At 74.8% G+C, this 12749-nt stretch carries 14 protein-coding genes and 1 pseudogene; 9 read left to right on the forward strand and 6 right to left on the reverse strand.

Features of this window, described 5'->3' with window-relative positions; genetic code table 11:
* Nucleotides 1-56: 56 nt before the first annotated feature.
* Nucleotides 57-539 carry a DUF397 domain-containing protein gene (locus tag VR45_RS50555; protein WP_353612692.1) on the forward strand — a complete coding sequence of 161 codons (483 nt, stop codon included), beginning with the start codon at nt 57-59 and terminating at the stop codon, nt 537-539.
* 106 nt (nt 540-645) lie between these two features.
* Here the strand turns inward: VR45_RS50555 and VR45_RS14945 are convergent, their stop codons facing one another.
* Complete coding sequence (locus VR45_RS14945; RefSeq protein WP_078879565.1) at nt 646-1104, reverse strand: RICIN domain-containing protein; 459 nt, start codon at nt 1102-1104, stop codon at nt 646-648.
* 398 nt (nt 1105-1502) lie between these two features.
* Here VR45_RS14945 and VR45_RS14950 point away from each other — a divergent pair, with 398 nt between their 5' ends.
* Nucleotides 1503-2591: a DNA alkylation repair protein gene (locus VR45_RS14950; RefSeq protein ID WP_045940239.1), complete on the forward strand. Its 1089-nt coding sequence runs from the start codon at nt 1503-1505 to the stop codon at nt 2589-2591.
* A 7-nt stretch (nt 2592-2598) separates the two neighbouring features.
* Here the strand turns inward: VR45_RS14950 and VR45_RS14955 are convergent, their stop codons facing one another.
* Both VR45_RS14955 and VR45_RS44080 read right to left on the reverse strand, forming a co-directional pair.
* Nucleotides 2599-3195 (reverse strand): AAA family ATPase, encoded by a 597-nt coding sequence (locus VR45_RS14955; protein WP_052709089.1) that lies wholly within the window; start codon nt 3193-3195, stop codon nt 2599-2601.
* A 277-nt stretch (nt 3196-3472) separates the two neighbouring features.
* Nucleotides 3473-4618 (reverse strand): annotated as a pseudogene (locus VR45_RS44080) (MFS transporter); the annotation flags it as partial.
* A gap of 40 nt (nt 4619-4658) precedes the next feature.
* Between VR45_RS44080 and VR45_RS14965 the strand changes: the two are divergent.
* From VR45_RS14965 to VR45_RS50060, 4 genes are all read left to right on the forward strand, one after another.
* Nucleotides 4659-5054 (forward strand): MerR family transcriptional regulator, encoded by a 396-nt coding sequence (locus tag VR45_RS14965; RefSeq protein ID WP_045940241.1) that lies wholly within the window; start codon nt 4659-4661, stop codon nt 5052-5054.
* A 293-nt stretch (nt 5055-5347) separates the two neighbouring features.
* Nucleotides 5348-6082, forward strand: coding sequence for a class I SAM-dependent methyltransferase (locus tag VR45_RS14970; protein WP_045940242.1), 735 nt, complete (start codon nt 5348-5350; stop codon nt 6080-6082).
* Between the two features lie 133 nt (nt 6083-6215).
* On the forward strand, nt 6216-7223 hold the full coding sequence (locus tag VR45_RS14975; RefSeq protein WP_159394218.1) for a hypothetical protein: 1008 nt from the start codon (nt 6216-6218) through the stop codon (nt 7221-7223).
* A 62-nt stretch (nt 7224-7285) separates the two neighbouring features.
* Nucleotides 7286-7420, forward strand: a complete 135-nt coding sequence (locus tag VR45_RS50060; protein WP_286163229.1) for a hypothetical protein — start codon at nt 7286-7288, stop codon at nt 7418-7420.
* 13 nt (nt 7421-7433) lie between these two features.
* Here VR45_RS50060 and VR45_RS14985 read toward each other — a convergent pair whose 3' ends face one another.
* Nucleotides 7434-7904, reverse strand: a complete 471-nt coding sequence (locus VR45_RS14985; RefSeq protein WP_052709090.1) for an SsgA family sporulation/cell division regulator — start codon at nt 7902-7904, stop codon at nt 7434-7436.
* Between the two features lie 337 nt (nt 7905-8241).
* Between VR45_RS14985 and VR45_RS14990 the strand changes: the two genes are divergently transcribed.
* Both VR45_RS14990 and VR45_RS14995 read left to right on the forward strand, forming a co-directional pair.
* Nucleotides 8242-9894 (forward strand): alpha/beta hydrolase, encoded by a 1653-nt coding sequence (locus tag VR45_RS14990; protein WP_045940245.1) that lies wholly within the window; start codon nt 8242-8244, stop codon nt 9892-9894.
* An 87-nt stretch (nt 9895-9981) separates the two neighbouring features.
* A complete protein-coding gene (locus tag VR45_RS14995; protein ID WP_045940246.1) occupies nt 9982-10389 on the forward strand; it encodes a hypothetical protein in 408 nt (135 codons plus the stop codon).
* Between the two features lie 4 nt (nt 10390-10393).
* Here VR45_RS14995 and VR45_RS15000 read toward each other — a convergent pair whose 3' ends face one another.
* Entirely contained in the window at nt 10394-11308 is a 915-nt protein-coding gene (locus VR45_RS15000; protein ID WP_045940247.1) for a LysR family transcriptional regulator, read from the reverse strand.
* A gap of 77 nt (nt 11309-11385) precedes the next feature.
* Between VR45_RS15000 and VR45_RS15005 the strand changes: the two genes are divergently transcribed.
* The gene (locus VR45_RS15005; RefSeq protein WP_045940248.1) at nt 11386-12105 is read left to right on the forward strand and encodes a CTP synthase; all 720 of its coding nucleotides are present in this window, start codon (nt 11386-11388) and stop codon (nt 12103-12105) included.
* Nucleotides 12106-12140: 35 nt separating this feature from the next.
* Here VR45_RS15005 and coaE read toward each other — a convergent pair whose 3' ends face one another.
* The gene (coaE, locus tag VR45_RS15010) at nt 12141-12734 is read right to left on the reverse strand and encodes a dephospho-CoA kinase (RefSeq protein ID WP_045940249.1); all 594 of its coding nucleotides are present in this window, start codon (nt 12732-12734) and stop codon (nt 12141-12143) included.
* Between the last annotated feature and the right edge of the window lie 15 nt (nt 12735-12749).

Genomic DNA, 12749 nt, shown 5'->3' on the forward strand with positions numbered 1-12749 from the left:
GCCCACCGCCTGACGGGGGCCCGGCTGCGGCGCGGGAACCGAAAGGCGGCCGAAGGGTGCCGCAACGGCCGGGGGAACGGACACACCGTTCTCCCGGCCGTTGCGGCACCCCGCTCCCGACAGGTGCGCAGACCGTCCACGGGCGGTCTGCGCACCTGCTGCCGCTCCCATCCCCGCAGCATCGCCTCGAACCTGACGGGTCACCCGGTTCGCGGAGGCCGTGCACCAACCACCGTCCCATCGGCCGGAATCCGCCGTTCCCCCGGTTGTCGGCCTACGACGCGATCTCCACCCAGACGATCTTCCCCACACCGTCACGCGGGCAGCAACCCCAGCGCTGGGAAAGCAACTTGACGAGTACCAGGCCACGCCCGGACTCGTCCTCCCCGGACGCCGCTCTCAGCACCGGCCCCCGACTCCCCGGCCATCCCCATTCGGGGGACAGCAAGGACCCTCACGGGCCCACCCTCGCCTTCACCGCTACCGCGTGGGCTTCCTTCCTCGCCGCGCTCCGCGCCGGCGAGTTGCCCGCCGGCTGACACGGAAAACGCCCTCCCCGGAGATTGAGGCGCCGGGGAGGGCGTTTTTTCATTCCCTTACTAGACGGACCTTCCGATCAGGCGGCGGAAATCGCCCCGATCGGAATCAGTTCCACTTCTGGTAGTTGCCGCCGTTGCCGCCGATGGCGTAGACGTCGCCGTTCACGTTGCTGTCCAGGTAGCGGCCGGTGGCGACGTTCCGGTAGAAGGCGCCGTTGCCGCCCCAGCTCTTGACCCACTTCTGGTAGTTGCCGCCGTTGCAGCCCAGCGTGTAGACCTTGCCGTCACCGTTGCTGTCGAGGCAGCGGCCGGTGGCCAGGTTCTTGAAGGTGTAGGTCTCGTTGCCCTCGTCGTTGGCCCACCAGACCTGGTAGGAGCCGCCGTTGGCGCCGAGGGTGTAGACGTTGCCGTTGCCGTTGCTGTCCAGGACGCGGCTGGTGGCGAGGTTGGTCAGGGTGACGTAGCCGGAGGCGGCGCTCGCCGATCCGGTGGACAGGAACGTCAGGCCGCCGGCCAGAACGGCCGTCGAGGCAGCAAGGGCAGCGGTGCGCTTGACGAGCTTCATCGCATTTCCTCCCGATGTCGACCGGCCCGTTTGACCGGTCGACGTCGAACTTATCCGCAGAATCACCACATCGGGCGACCGGATCTCCGGACATGTCCAGCTTCGGCCACCTGGAATTGGGCGATCCGGATTTCTCGGGCGAGAACGGAACAATGCCCGCCGGTACATCGGTGGATATGACCGGACATTCCCCGGATCCGCGCTGGACAGATCGCGCCGATGCGGGGATGTCATGGCATGGCCAACGCAAAGCGGATGAACAACGCATACCCCACCATTCAGCACCCGAAGTCTTCGACCACGAACTTGGCCGGATCCGGCGGCGCCGGTCGTTGTCGGACCCACCGCGTACCGTTCAACAGCCACCGCAAACCCGCACGTCACCAGGAGGCCACCCCGTGCCCACGGCCGCCGAGATGATCGCCCCGGACACCGTCGCCGCGCTCGCCCGCTGTCTCGCCCGCACCGGCCCGGGCGTCACCACCGCCGCCCTCGACCGCTGCGGCGCGGCCCTTGACCCGCTCGGCTTCCGTGAACGCGTCGCCGCGATCCGCGATGCCGTGCTCGCCGACCTCCCGGCCGACTACCCGGAGTTCGAGCGGGTTCTGTACGACGCGCTGCGGGACGAGGAGTTCACCGGGTGGATGACCTTCCCGGTCGGCGAGGCCGTAGCCGTGCGCGGCCTCGACGCCTTCGAGCCCGCGCTCGCGCTGCTCGCCGCGCTCACCCCTCGGCACACCTCCGAGAGCGCCGTCCGCCCGTTCCTCCGCGCCGACCAGGCCCGCGCGCTCGCCGTCGTCGTCGCCCAGTGGACCGAGCACCCGGACCCGCACGTCCGGCGGCTGGCCAGCGAGGGCACCCGGCCGCGCCTGCCCTGGGCTCCCCAACTGCCCGCGCTGATCGCCGATCCGAGGCCCGCGCTGCCGGTGCTCGACGCGCTGTACCGGGACGAGTCCGACTACGTGCGCCGCTCGGTCGCCAACCACCTCAACGACATCAGCCACGACCACCCCGACATCGCCGTCGAGACCGCCGGCCGCTGGCTCGCCGACCCGGCGCCGACGACGCCGCAACTGGTCCGACACGGCCTGCGGACCCTGATCAAGGCGGGCCACCCGGAGGCACTCACCCTGTTCGGTCACCGCCCGGACGTCCCGGTGACCGTCGAGGGCCCGCGGGTGCTGACCCCGGACGTCCGACTCGGCGAGGAGCTGGTGTTCGAGTACGCGGTGACCAACACCCACGACGAGAGCACCAGCGTGGTGATCGACTATGTCGTGCACCACGTGAAGGCTAACGGCGGCCGGACGCCCAAGGTGTTCAAGCTGACCACCCGCACACTGGCGCCCGGCGAGACCCTACGGGCGACCAGGCGGCACGCGGTGAAGCCGATCAGCACCCGGCGCTACCACCCCGGCGTGCACCTGCTGGAACTCCAGGTCAACGGCCGCCGCCACGGCGAGGGTTCGTTCACCCTGCACCTGTGACGGCCGGTCAACCGGTGACGGCCGCGACGACGGCGTCCGCCAGCTCCTCGACGGACCGGCCGTCCCCCGCGTCCAGTGGCTCCCGGCCGAGCGCGGCCAGCTCGGCGAGCAGCAGTTCCTGGTAACGCACCGACCTGGCCAGGAACTTGTCCATCAGGTACCGGCCGTCCGGGGTCGCCTCCGGGTAGCGGCCGGCCGTCCGGATCCGGGCGCGCAGGACGGCCTCGTCGGCCCGCAGCCAGTGGGCGGAGACCCCACTGCCGCTGAACCGCGCCACCTCGGGCGGCCACAGCGCCGAGCCCTCCAGGACGAGGCCCGCTCCCGCGCCCTCCGTGATCAGCTGCTCGATCCGGGGCCAAAGCCGCGCGTAGTGCTCCCGCACCGAGGCGATCAACTCCTCGACGGTGAGGGTCCGGTAGTGCTCCGCCACATGCGGCGGCACCTCCCACCCCGGTACCGGCCACGGTCGGCCGGGGTGGCGCGCCAGCGTGTCCGTCGACCGGTACGGGAAGCCGAGCCGGTCCGCCACCAGCCGGCCGAGCGTCGACTTCCCGGTGTTCGACGTCCCCCCGATCAGCACCACCCGCACACCGTCGTCCGTCATAACGGCCGACCCTATCCACCGACCCCGGCCCGCGCCCGCGCACCGGAAGTCGGACCCGCCGACTTCCCGCGCCCGAGGCGTCGCGCGCGAGGCGTCCGGACAGGGCCGGCGCCACGGCGGCGCACCCGGCCACGGCGATCATCGCCAGTCCCGCCCCGACCAGCACGGCGCGCGGCCCCAGTGCGGCCGTCAGCGGACCGCCCAGGGTCGCGCCCGCGGGCGAGGCCGTCATCAGCACGGAGGACCTCAGGGCGAGAACGGAGGTGAGGGCGGGCGGCGGCGTGAGGTCCTGGAACAGGCCGAGCGACAACGCGCCGTACGGGCCGTACACCAGCCCGACCACGGCGAACCCGGCCACCGAGATCACGGCCGGGCCGGGCGGCGCGAACGACAGCAGGGCGACGCCGTGCGCGGCCACGATCCCCAGCAGCACCCGCCGGACCGCGCCGCGGCGCAGCATGCCGACGGCCAGCGCGCCCAGCACCGCCCCGACCCCGAAGGCCGCCCAGTAGGCGCCGAGCAGCCCCGGCCCGGCCGCCAGCTCCTGCCCGACGAACAGCGGCAGCGCGACCTCCACCGGGCCCCAGGCCAGGTTGAACAGCCAGGTCAGTACGAGCAGGGCGAGCAGCTCCGGCTTGGACCGCAGCACCCGCAGGCCCTCGCCCCGCGGCACGGCCTCCCGCTCCGCCCGGTCCCGGGCGGAGGCGGAGCGGTCGGCCCCGGAGCCGGAGCCGGAAGCGGGGACGGGGGCGGCAACGGGGACGGCGGACAGCCGCCCGGCACCGACGGCCAGCACCACGAACGACAGGGCGTCCAGCCCGAGCACCCAGGCCGGCGCGACCATCGCCGTCAGCGTCCCCGCCAGCGCCGGTCCGGCGATCATCGCCACCCAACCGCTCGTACTGAGCAGCGCGTTGGCCGCCAGCCGGCGCCCGGCCGGCAGCACCTCGGCCACCAGGGCGTACCGGGCGCTGGCGCCCCACCCGTGCAGCAGCGAGGAGCCGGCCAGCAGGGCCAGCAGCAGCCAGGGCCCCAGCACACCGGACGCCCACCCGACGGGGATCGCGCCGAGCAGACGGGGATCGCGCCGAGCAGCACCGCGCGCGTCCAGGCGTCCGCCCGGATCAGCCGCCGCGCGGGCAGTCCGCGCAGCCAGCGGCCGAGCAGCAGCGCACCGAGCGCGCCGGGCAGGACGTAGGCGGCGACGGCGGCCCCGACGAACAGTCCGGCCCGCCCGGGCGGGGCCAGTTGCAGCGCGAGCCACGGCACGGCGACGGCGCTCATGCCGTCCCCGAGGTCGGACACCGCGAGCGCGGGCAGCAGTCGGCGGAACGGGCCCGGGGCGAACAGCGGACGGTAGGCCGGGGGAAGCCGCCGGACCAGTGGTGCGGATGAGATCATGCAGGCCAGGCAAGCGGTTCACGCGCGCTTGAAGTCAAGCGGAACCGGGGGCGGGGGCGGACGTGCAGGATGTCGGTATCGGGGAGCTGGCCCGGCAGACCGGACTGCGGCCATCGGCGCTGCGGTACTACGAGAGCCTCGGCCTGCTGCCCGCGGCCCGCCGCCTGGGCGGGCGCCGGGTCTGGCCCGCGGCGACGCTGCGCCGGGTCGCCCTGATCCGGATGTCCCAGCGGGCGGGCTTCACACTGGCCGAGATCCGGGGGCTGCTGGACGACTCCACCACGCGCGGCACCACCCGCCAGTGGCGCGCCCTGGCCGAACGCAAGCTCCCCGAGCTCGACCTCGTCGTCCGGCAGACCCAGCAGCTCCGGGACGCCGTCGCGGCCTGCCTCGCCTGCGGCTGCATGAACTTCGCCGACTGCGAACTCCTCTCCGCCGGTGCGGCCGACGGCGGCTGAGCGCGACTCGGAGCGCGGGCGGAGCGCGGGCGGAACGGCCTCCGGAACGTGATCGACATGTGATCCGGCGGCCCTGTCCGGCGGGCTCCGGCGGCCCGCCGGAACGCCCTTTCCCGGGCCTGCGGCACGGTGCGGCCGGTCGTCCGCCCCGGGGTCCGGGGGGCCAGGACGGGGGCCGTCCGACCAGGGCCGCAGCAGGGCTCAACGGCCTTTTCGACGACGGGAATCGGGGGTGAAAGTACGTCCGCGTACTCCTAGGCTGGGAGCATCCCACCCCACCGAAAGGCCCGCCCTTGAACCGCGCCATCCGCTCCGTCGACGACGTCCTCGAGCTGCTCGACGGGCTCTTCCGCCCCGAGGCGGACCGCTGGACCGACCAGGCCGCCGACTGGTGGGACGACTTCTACGCCGACCGGGCCTCGGGGCGGCCGTTCTTCGTCGACAAGCCGGACGAGAACCTCGTCGCGCGGCTCGACGACGGCCTGCTGCCGCCCGGCGCACGGGTGCTGGACCTCGGCTGCGGGGCGGGCCGCAACGCCGTGCACCTCGCCTCGCTCGGCTTCGAGGTGGACGCCGTCGACCTCTCCGCGACCGCCCTCGCCTGGGCGCGCGAGCGCGCGGAGGCGGCGGGCGTCGCCCCGCGCTTCCACCACGGCAACATCTTCAGCACCGAACTCCCCCTCCCCCAGTACGACCTGGTGTACGACTCGGGCTGTCTGCACCACCTCCCGCCGCACCGCCGGATCAGCTACCTGGCCCTGCTGGAGCGCGTCCTCGCACCGGGCGGGCACTTCGGGCTGACCTGCTTCGCGGCCGGCGAGATGGGTTCGGAGCTGCCGGACGCCGCGCTGTACCGCAACGGCCGGCTGGACGGCGGACTGGCGTTCGCGCCGGACGAACTCCGGTGGATCTTCAGCGGGTTCACCGAGCTGGAGATCCGCCCGATGGTCCCGCAGGGGCCCGCGTCCCCGCTCTTCGGCCTGCCCGTGCTGCTCACCGCCCTGTTCCGCAGGCCGCTCGCCGACTGAGGCATGCGGGCGGCCCGGCCGGGAAGGAAGGAGGGTGGACAGGGCGGGCCACCGGACGCAGAGGATCGCGCGGCCGGCCCCGCCGGCCGGCAGCAACGAGGGGACGGGACGCGATGTCCGCCGACGAAACGCCGTGGGACGAGAGGAAACGCCGTGGGACGACGCCGTCGGGCGCGGACTGGGCTTCCTCCACCGGGCATTGGGGCCCGCTGGACTGCCGCCCGCCCGACCCGGCGCCGACCCGGAGCTGCGCAGACCGCTCAGCGGCGCCGAGGCGCGCCGGCACCTGCTCGTCACGCACGGGGAGGACCTCGGGTTCGACCCGGACGACGAGGGCTTCTCCGCGATGTGGGGGCTCGCCCTGCTGCGGCCGGACTCCGGGCGGGCCGAGGAGCGCGAGCTGATCGCCGCGCTGGCGCCGCAGGTCGCCCGCTACCGCGAGCCGGCGGCGCCGCGCTACCGCACCTTCCCGCCCGGCCCCGCCAGCACCGACAGCACCGCCGTCGCGGCCGCCGGACTGGCCCGGCACGGGCTGCTCGGGCCGACCGAACTGGACGCGCTGGCACACGAGTTGCTCGACACCCAGATAGGCCCGGACGACGGTCCGATACCGGCCTACTGGGAGGACAGCGACCGCAGCCCCGCCCGCGGGCGCCGCTACGACGCCGTCGCCGCCGCCAACATCCTGTTCGCGCTGCACCTCCCGGGCGCCGTCGGCCGGTTGCCGCACCCGGCGGCCGAGGCGACGCTCCGCTACCTCGTCGAGCACCTCAACGGCCCCCGCACCGGCACCCGTTACTACGCCGCCCCGGAGGCCTTCCTGCACGCCGCCGCCCGGGCGTCCACCGTCGTGCCCGAACTCGCCGCGCCGGTACGGCGGGCGGTGGGGCACGTGACCACCCAGACCGCCGACACTCCGCTCTCGGTGGCGCTGCTGGTACTCGCCGGAGAATACGCGGGCGAGACCGCCGAACTGCCCGAGCTGCGCCGCCGGCTGGCCGGGGCCCAGCTCGCGGACGGCTCCTGGCCGGCCGGCGGCTACTTCCGCACCGGGCGCCTGCCGCTGTACTTCGGCTCGCCGCACCTCACCACGCTGTTCGCGGTCCGCGCGCTGCGCCCGGAGACGGCCGCACGACTGTGACCGGGGCCCGCGGGGCCGGGGCCGGTCCCAGGGCCGGAACCGATGCCGGGGGGACCGACCCGGTGGCGGCCCTGCTGGGCGAGATCGTCGACGGCAACCGCAGCGCACACCGCGTCCTGACCGGCGTCCGCTACCCGGGCCTCCCGCTGGACGTCTTCGACCGCCTGCACACCGTCGGGGGCGCGGAGCGGCGGTAGCACGCCCGGTGCCTCACGGCCCCGGCGAGGCGGCGCCGCCCTCGTACAACTTCCGCAGCAGGCCGTCCAGGTCGAGATGGGTGCGTTCCCGCCCGATCGGGACCAGGCTCTCGGTGCGGGCGAGGAAGGTCCGGACCCGCTCGGCGGGGGCCCGCAGGACGACGCTGCTCCCCTCGCCGGTGAGGGTGATGAAGACGGAGTCGAGCCGCTCGTCCACGCCGGGGTGGACCGAGACGCTGCCGATCCCGGACCAGCCGTGCAGTCCGGTGGCGAGCAGGTCGCGGGCGAACACCCAGGTGATGGGCGTGGCGAGGTCGGTGTGGTTGTCGAGGAAGACGGCGTAGGGGTCGGCGGTGTGGTACCGCAGCCGGGCCGCGACGGAGACGGTCAGACCGGGGCAGACGGCGACCCGGAGGTCGAGCGCGACCGCGCAGCCGTCACCGGGGGCGTACTGCGCGGGGACGCGCGGGCTGTCGTACGTCATGACCGCCTCCGGGTGGTGCGCACTGCCGGAACGGCGACGCGGGCATGCAGAATCGTTTCTTCGCAACCGCCACGGGCGGAAAAGTCAGGGCTCACGGCAGGAACAACGAGCCACCCGGGCTTCGGCAACCCCTGCGTCCGCCCCTCCCCCGCCGCGGCGGACCACCCGCACGGCCCCCGGCCGACGGCGCGTCGCGGCGCTCCGGCGCGCACCGGGCCCGCCCCGTCCCTAGGCTGGCGCCGCAGCAGCCCCGCGCCGCCCCTCGCGCGACCCTGCCCCGAGCCTGCCCCCGCCCCCGCCCCGACCCCGCCGCGACCCCAGGAACGGACCACCTCCCATGCACCCTGTCGTACGCGGCGCCGGGGCCCTCGGCCTCGCCGCGGTCCTGGCCACCGCCACGGCCGCCTGCGAGAGCGGCTCCGGCTCCGGCTCCAGCTCCGGCACTGGCACCGCGAAGTCCGGGCCGTCCACCGCCTCCGCCGCACCCGCCACTCCCGCCGCCACGACCTCGGCCTCCACCACCGCGGGCGTCCCGCCGGTGCCGGCCTCGCTCACCGGCCAGCAGCTCAACTGGCAGACCTGCCCGGCGCCCTCCACCGCCCAGGGCGGCGAGGGCTCGGCCCCGGGCGCGCCCTGGGAGTGCGCCACGCTCAAGGCCCCGCTGGACTACAGCAAGCCCGACGGGCAGACCATCGACCTGGCCCTGATCCGGGCCGTGGCCACCGGCACCGGCGGGCAGCCCCGGATCGGCTCGCTGATCTACAACTTCGGCGGCCCGGGCGGCTCCGGCGTCGTCACCCTCCCCGCCCTCGCCAAGGACTACGCCGACCTCAACGCCCGCTACGACCTGGTGAGTTTCGACCCGCGCGGGGTCGGCAACAGCGCGGGTGTGCGGTGCCTGGACGACGCCGCCACGGACGCCTCCGCCTCCGTCGACGGTTCGCCCGACGACCAGGCCGAGACCACCGCGCTCGAGGCGGCCAACTCCGGCTACACCGCCGCCTGCGAGAAGAACTCCGGCGCCGTCCTGCCCCACGTCGACACCGTCTCGGCCGCCCGCGACCTCGACCTCCTGCGCCAGGTGCTCGGCGACCAGAAGCTGCACTACTTCGGCATCTCCTACGGCACCGAGCTCGGCGGCGTCTACGCCCACCAGTACCCGGGCAACGTCGGCCACCTGGTGATGGACGCCGTCGTCGACCCGACCAAGGACCCGGTGCAGAGCGCGCTCGGCCAGGCGAAGGGCTTCCAACTCGCCCTGGAGAACTTCATGAAGGCATGTGCCGCCCAGGCCGGGCCGTCCTGCCCGACCGGCCAGGGCGGCGACGAGGGCACCCGGCGGATCACCGACCTGCTGAACGGCCTCGACACCGCCCCGCTGCCCACCGACAGCGACCGCAGGCTGACCCAGGACCTCGCGGTCACCGGCATCGCCGCCGCGCTCTACAACCCGAACACCTGGAACGCCCTCTCCGTCGGCCTCCAGGAGGCGATGCAGGGCGGCACCGGCACCACCCTGCTCGCGCTCGCCGACGCCTACAGCGGCCGCGACCAGCAGGGCCACTACAGCAACCAGTCCGCCGCCAACCGGGCGATCAGCTGCGCCGACGACAAGTCGCGCTACACCGCCACCGACGTCCAGGGGTTGCTGCCCACGTTCCGCCAGGTCTCGCCGGTGTTCGGCGACTTCACCGCCTGGGGCCTGACCTCCTGCACCGGCTGGCCGGTCCAGGGCAGCGCCGACCTCCCCGAGGTGTCCGCCCCCGGCTCGGCGCCGATCGTCGTCATCGGCAACACCGGCGACCCGGCCACCCCGTACGAGGGCGCCGGGGCGATGGTGCGGCAACTCGGCCCGGGCGTCGGGGTCGAGGTCACGCTCCAGGGGCAGGGCCACGGCGGCTACGACTCCGGCAACGCCTGTCTCAAGCAGGCCGTCGACCAGTACCTGCTGGCCGACCGGGTGCCGGCCGAGGGCACCACCTGCACCTAGGAACCGCCCCGGGCATCATCAACACCCCACCCCGGCCGGTGACTTCGCAACGTGACACCCTACCGTGGGCCCCGGAAAGGGGACCACATGACCGCCGAGCAGCCACCACCGCAGGGAAACCGCCGCCTCCTCGACCCCGCGCGACCGTTCCCCGAACGGGTCGCCCGGCTGGTCCAGGACTGGGAGGACGACGGCCGGGCCCGCTACCGCCTGGTCGACGGGCGGCCGTTGCTCGCCCTCTACTGCTGGCACCTGGACGCCGCCCGGCGCGGCACCGCCGAGGACGACCCGGCGACCGCGGAGTACATCGCCGCGGCCTTCGCCGCCAACGGCGGTGCCGACGGGTGGGACGCACTGCTGCGCGAACGGGCCGACTGCGCCTGCCACGGCCAGAGTTGGCGGCTGGAGAACATCTCGGTCTGCCTCGGCTGCCTGCGCTACGTGTGCTACCAGGTCGAGGGGCCCTGCTGTCCCGGCGCCCGCATCGTCGGCTGAGCCCTCACGCCACCGATCCGGCCGCCCCGCCCGTCCGCTCCCCCGTCAGGAGCTTGGCCAGCAGCGCGGCGGGCCCCTCCGGCAGCGCGCCGTGCACCAGCTCCGTCCGGTGCACCAGCCGGGGAGCCCGGACCGGCACCGCCGCCACGTCCGGCACCCCGGCCAGGGCGGTGGCGGGCAGCAGCGCCAGCCCGTGCCCGGCCGCGACCAGGGCGAGCAGCCCCCGCACATCGGTGCCCAGGTAGCGGGCGGCGGGCCGGTAGCCCTCGACGCCGGTGGCGGCACTCAGCCGGTCGGCGGTCGGGGCCAGGCCCGGGGCGTCCAGCCAGTGGGCGGCGGACAGGTCCGCGAGCGCCAGGCCGGAGCGTCCGGCGAGCGGGTGGCCGGCCGGCAGCGCGACGACGAGCGGCTGCTCGGCGACGGCCACGGTGGCGAGCGGGCCGACGTCGGGCAGCGGGAGCGGGTCGCTGGGCGCGGCCGGGCCGTCGACGAGCGCGAGGTCGACCGCACCGGTGGCGACCTCGGCGGGCAGCACGTCCTGGGCGACCACCCGCACCGTCAGGTCCACCGCCGGATACGCCCGGCGCACCTCGGCGAGCGCGCGCCCCAGCTCCGCCCCGACCGCCAGTGGGGTGGCCCCGACGACGAGGCGGGCGCTCGCGGCACCCGCCAGGCGCGCGATGTCGGCGCGCGCCGCATCGATCCTCAGCAGCAGCGCGGCGGCGTGCTCCAGCAACCGTTCCCCGGCGCCGGTCGGCCCGACCGGACGGCGGTGGAGCACGGCCGTGCCGAGGTCCGCCTCCAGCGCCGCGATCTGCTGGGAGACGGCGGACTGGGTGTACCCGAGTTCGCGGGCCGCCTCGGAGAACGAGCCCAGCCGGGCCACCGTGACGAAGGTGCGCAGCTGCTGCGGCTCCATCTGCCATCACATCCACTGATCGAGAGGTAAGGAATCATCGTTGGCGCTGATGCCGCGTCGGCGGTCAGGATAGCCGCATGACGCATCCCACCTCCCGCCTGGCCCTGGTCGGCGACCGCTCGGCCGCCGTCCGCTCGCACGCCCGCATCCCGGGGCTGCTCGACGCGCTCGCCACCCGCGAGCAGCTCGTCCTGGACGCCTACTGGATCCCCACCGAGGACGCCGTGGCCCCCGGCGCGCTCGACGGCTTCGACGCGGTCTGGCTGCTGCCCGGCAGCCCGTACCGCAGCGAGGACGGCGCGGTCGCCGCCGTTCGCACCGCCCGCGAGCGGGGCATCCCCTTCCTCGGCACCTGCGCCGGCTTCCAGCACGCGGTGCTGGAGTACGCCCGGCACGTCTGCGGCATCGACGGCGCCGCGCACGGCGAGAGCAACCCGGAGGAGGCGGACCGGGTGATCGTGCCGCTCAGCTGCTCCCTGGTCGGGCACGAGGGCGCCGTCCGCCTGACCCCCGGTTCGCTGGCGGAACGGGTGCTCGGCGCGCCGCGCACCCTGGAGCGGTACCACTGCGCGTACGGGCTGAACGACGGCTATCTGGAACGGCTGCGCGCGGGCGGCCTGCGGTTCACCGGCGCCGACGACGCGGGCGAGCTGCGGGTCCTGGAGCTGCCGGAGCAGGTCCACCCGTTCTTCCTCGCCTCACTGTTCCAGCCGGAGCTGGCCGGGGACGGCACCCGGGCCCACCCGATGATCCGGGCCTTCGCGGCCGCGGCCGTGACCCACGCCGCCGCGGCCTGAGCGGCTCGGCGGCCCGGATACGAGTCTCCGGACGATCAGCGCCGGGCGGTCAGCCGCTCCCACGCCTCGTCGACCCGCGGGGCCAGCTCCGCCAGCGGGCCGCTGTTGTCGATCACCAGATCGGCGATCGCCAGCCGGTCCGCCCGGCTCGCCTGGGCGGCCATCCGGGCCCGGGCCTCGTCCTCGGTCATGCCGCGCAGCCGGACCAGCCGGTCGATCCGCACCTCGTCCGCCGCGTCCACCACGACCACCAGGTCGTACAGCGGGCCGAGCCCGTTCTCGGCCAGCAGCGGCACGTCGTGCACCACCACCGCGTCCGGCGCGGCCGCCGACTCCAGCTCGGCGGACCGCGCCCGGACCAGCGGGTGGACGATCGCGTTCAGCGCCTTCAGCCGGGCCGGGTCGGCGAAGACGACCGCGCCGAGGGCGGGCCGGTCCAGCGAGCCGTCCGCCGCGAGCACGCCCGGGCCGAACTCGGCGGCCACGGCCGCGAGGCCGGGCGTCCCGGGGGCGACCACCTCGCGGGCGATCACATCGGAGTCCACGATCACCGCGCCGTGGGCGGCGAGCAGCCGCGACACCTCGCTCTTGCCCGCGCCGATGCCGCCCGTCAGTCCGATCTTCAGCATGGCGTCAGGCTACCG

Source organism: Streptomyces sp. NRRL S-495 (assembly GCF_000966955.1).
GTDB classification, from domain to species: Bacteria; Actinomycetota; Actinomycetes; order Streptomycetales; family Streptomycetaceae; genus Kitasatospora; species Kitasatospora purpeofusca.

Coding starts and splice junctions, on each gene's coding strand:
- VR45_RS14945 (WP_078879565.1), bottom strand. CDS start 1,104: ATGAAGCTCGTCAAGCGCACCGCTGCCCTTGCTGCCTCGACGGCCGTT.
- VR45_RS14955 (WP_052709089.1), bottom strand. CDS start 3,195: ATGACGGACGACGGTGTGCGGGTGGTGCTGATCGGGGGGACGTCGAAC.
- VR45_RS14985 (WP_052709090.1), bottom strand. CDS start 7,904: ATGACGTACGACAGCCCGCGCGTCCCCGCGCAGTACGCCCCCGGTGAC.
- VR45_RS14990 (WP_045940245.1), top strand. CDS start 8,242: ATGCACCCTGTCGTACGCGGCGCCGGGGCCCTCGGCCTCGCCGCGGTC.
- VR45_RS14995 (WP_045940246.1), top strand. CDS start 9,982: ATGACCGCCGAGCAGCCACCACCGCAGGGAAACCGCCGCCTCCTCGAC.
- VR45_RS15000 (WP_045940247.1), bottom strand. CDS start 11,308: ATGGAGCCGCAGCAGCTGCGCACCTTCGTCACGGTGGCCCGGCTGGGC.
- VR45_RS15005 (WP_045940248.1), top strand. CDS start 11,386: ATGACGCATCCCACCTCCCGCCTGGCCCTGGTCGGCGACCGCTCGGCC.
- coaE (WP_045940249.1), bottom strand. CDS start 12,734: ATGCTGAAGATCGGACTGACGGGCGGCATCGGCGCGGGCAAGAGCGAG.